We start from the raw sequence: 3,005 nt of genomic DNA on the forward strand, positions 1-3,005 counted from the left end.
CGGGCGCCCGCGGGTCTACCCTCATCATCATGAGCCGCCAGCTCTCGCACGAAGGCGCTCCCTGACGTCCCCCGCTGGTCCGCCGCTTGCCTTCCAGGCGCGCATGACGAGCAAGAGCACGGTGGCGCGGTGGATGGGCGCGGCGGTGGCCGCGGGTGCGGCGGTGGGGGCGTACGCAGTCGCCGTGGAGCCGCTCTGGCTGCAGGTGACGCGGCCGCGAATCCACATCCGCGGGCTGCACCCGGACCTGGAGGGCTTTCGCATCGCTCTGCTGACGGACATGCACGCGGGCGGGGGAACGCCCCTGTGGCTGATCCGCCGCGCGTGCCGGCTGGCGATGGCCGAGCGCCCGCACCTTGTGGCACTCACGGGCGACTTCGCGCACGACAAGGCGAAGAGCTTCCGGCCGGTGCTGGACGCGATGTCCGGGCTTTCGGCGCCGCACGGGGTGTGGGCGGTGCCCGGCAACCACGACCACACGGTGGGCATCGACCGCTGGCACGAGGAGCTGGATGGGCACCCGGTGATCCGCAACCTGACGAACGCTTCGGCGCTGCGGCGGGTGGGGTCGGCGACCCTCTGCGTGGCCGGGGTGGACGACTATCGCGAGGGGCAGCCGTCGCTGCGGGCGCTCCCCCCGCCGGAGGACCGCGACTTCACGCTGCTGCTGGCGCACAACCCCGACCAGGCGGAGCACGCCCGCCGCGAGTACGACGCCGTGGACCTGATCGTGAGCGGGCACACGCATGGCGGACAGGTGAGGCTGCCGTTCGTGGGCGCGCTGAGGAATCCCGCGGAATTCGACGAATTGTACGAAGAGGGGCTGCGGCGGCGGCCATGGACGCAGGTGTACACGTCGCGCGGGGTGGGCACGGTGGGCCTCACGTTGCGCTTCCTGTGCCGCCCGGAGGTGGCCGTGCTGGAGCTTACCGCAGCCCCGCGTCCAGCGCGGGATTCGGCAAACTTTTGATCCAGTGAACGGCCCGCCTCTTGCACGAGAGGTGGCGAAATCAGTCCGGGGGCGGCGCGCGACGGAAGGCGGCGTGCCCGGCGTGGGACCGGATTCCGTCGTAGCGGAGAGGGGACTGCATGTCGCGACAGACTGGGGTGGTCGAGTTCTTCAAGGACGACAAGGGGTTCGGCTTCATTCGTCCAGACGATGGCGGAAAGGACGTGTTCGTCCACCACTCATCGATCCAGATGGAGGGGTTCAAATCCCTGAAGCGGGGCGACCGGGTGGAGTACGACATCCAGGAGGATCCGAAGGGTCCGCGCGCCAACAACGTGACGCGTGTGGCCGAAGGCTGAGCCTCCATCGTCCGTGTACCAAAGAGCGGCGCCGTCCACCCGGACGGCGCCGCTCTCGTGTTGGGGCCCTCACCCGGTCGCGCTTTGAATCTACGCCGCTCGCGCCGGTGTCATCCCGATGGAGCGGCCACCCGCAAGTTGCGGCACCACCAAACCTTGCACCGACTGAGGGATCCGCCACACAGCAATCGGAGCGCACGCGAACTTCAGCGTGATCGGGGCTCTGGGAGCGGGTAAACCCGCCGCTGAGCAAAGCGGAAAGTCCCGGCTCGGGTCGCTGTCGCGTCCCGTCCGGAGCTTCAAGCACACGCACGCCTCGCCTGCCGAAGCACGCGACAGGAGCCGTCCGCTCTCGCCCTTCGAACTCACCGCGGTTCCGCGCTCGTCCTAGAGAAGAGAGCAACAGTCTGCGTGCATCCGCGAAGCTGCAGCGTCACCCGTGGTGTGTGGCGGATCCTTCAGTCGCTGCAAGGTGTTGCGCTGCGTCAGGTTGCGCTTGGCCGCTCCTTCAGGATGACATCCGCTGGTTTCTGGATGACTCCGGGCCCTAGCCTCGTCCCCAGCAACCCGCGGACCCCGTGGCTACGGGACGAGGATGATCTTCCCGAACTGGCCGCCGGCTTCCAGCCGCTCATGGGCCTCGCGTGCGTCATCCAGCGGCATCACACTGTCGATCACCGGGCGAATGCGGCCCGCGAACACCGCGCGCAGCATGTCCTCGAACTCCGAGCGCGACGCCATCGTGGTCCCGATCACCTCGATCTGCTTCCAGAACACCGACCGCACGTCCAGTTCCACCTTGGGACCGGCCGTGCCCCCGTACGTCACCAGCCGCCCGCCGCGCGCCAGGGAGCGCACCGAACCTGCCCAGGTAGCCGCGCCCACGTTCTCGACCACCACGTCCACGCCGCGCCTTTCCGTGTCCCTGTACACCGCCTTGGCCCAGTCCACCTCCAGCCGGTCGTAGACGAAGTCCGCGCCCAGCTCCCGGAGGCGCGACACCTTGTCCGCCCCGCTCGTCACCGCGAACACCCGCGCCCCCATCATCCGCGCGATCTGTACCGCGGCGATGGCGGTGCCGCCGGATGCCCCGATCACGAGCACGTCCTCTCCCGGCTTCAGCCGCGCGCGGGAGACGAGGGCGCGCCAGGCCGTCTGGTACGAGATGGGAAGAGCGGCGGCCTCCTCGAACGACAGGCCGTCGGGAAGGCGGTACGCGTGGTCCGCATCCACGGCGACGAATTCCGTGAATCCCCCGTCCGTGTGCTCGCCCCAGATGCGGTATCGTTCGCACATCGAATGCTCCCCGCGCGCGCAGTCGCGGCAGTGGCCGCACCAGAGCGAGGGATTCACGACCACCCGTTCGCCCACGCGCGCCGCATCCACCCCGTCTCCCGCCTGGACGATCACCCCCGCCGCGTCCGAGCCGCCCACGTGTGGCATGGTCGTTTCGATGGGGATGCCCCGCCGCACCCACAGGTCCAGGTGGTTCAGCGCCGCCGCGCGCACCTCCACCAGCACCTGGCCGGGGCCGGGGCTCGGATGCGGGACGGTCTCGATGCGGACCACCTCGGGCCCGCCGTTCTCGTGGAAGATGGCCGCGCGCATCTGCATGGTGAAGCGGGATCGAGGGCGAGTGATCGTACGGGCGCGGAAGGTAGGGACACGCCCGAAGGGCGGCAACGAGCGGCCCGCCG

General features: G+C 69.7%; 3 protein-coding genes. 2 read left to right on the forward strand and 1 reads right to left on the reverse strand.

Annotation, left to right across the window (positions count from 1 at the left end; translation table 11 throughout):
* The first annotated feature begins 103 nt into the window (after positions 1-103).
* Both VIB55_RS19000 and VIB55_RS19005 read left to right on the forward strand, forming a co-directional pair.
* Entirely contained in the window at positions 104-970 is an 867-nt protein-coding gene (locus VIB55_RS19000) for a metallophosphoesterase (RefSeq protein WP_331878249.1), read from the forward strand.
* A 119-nt stretch (positions 971-1,089) separates the two neighbouring features.
* The gene (locus VIB55_RS19005) at positions 1,090-1,308 is read left to right on the forward strand and encodes a cold shock domain-containing protein (RefSeq protein WP_331023235.1); all 219 of its coding nucleotides are present in this window, start codon (positions 1,090-1,092) and stop codon (positions 1,306-1,308) included.
* 582 nt (positions 1,309-1,890) lie between these two features.
* On the opposite strand, the gene VIB55_RS19010 is transcribed toward VIB55_RS19005, so the two are convergent.
* The coding region (locus VIB55_RS19010) for a zinc-binding dehydrogenase (RefSeq protein ID WP_331878250.1) at positions 1,891-3,005 on the reverse strand (1,115 nt) is incomplete at its 5' end.

The organism is Longimicrobium sp., assembly GCF_036554565.1.
GTDB lineage: Bacteria > Gemmatimonadota > Gemmatimonadetes > Longimicrobiales > Longimicrobiaceae > Longimicrobium.

Bases quoted from the DNA above. Each gene is read 5' to 3' on its own strand.
- VIB55_RS19000 (WP_331878249.1), top strand. From the start codon at position 104: ATGACGAGCAAGAGCACGGTGGCGCGGTGGATGGGCGCGGCGGTGGCC.
- VIB55_RS19005 (WP_331023235.1), top strand. From the start codon at position 1,090: ATGTCGCGACAGACTGGGGTGGTCGAGTTCTTCAAGGACGACAAGGGG.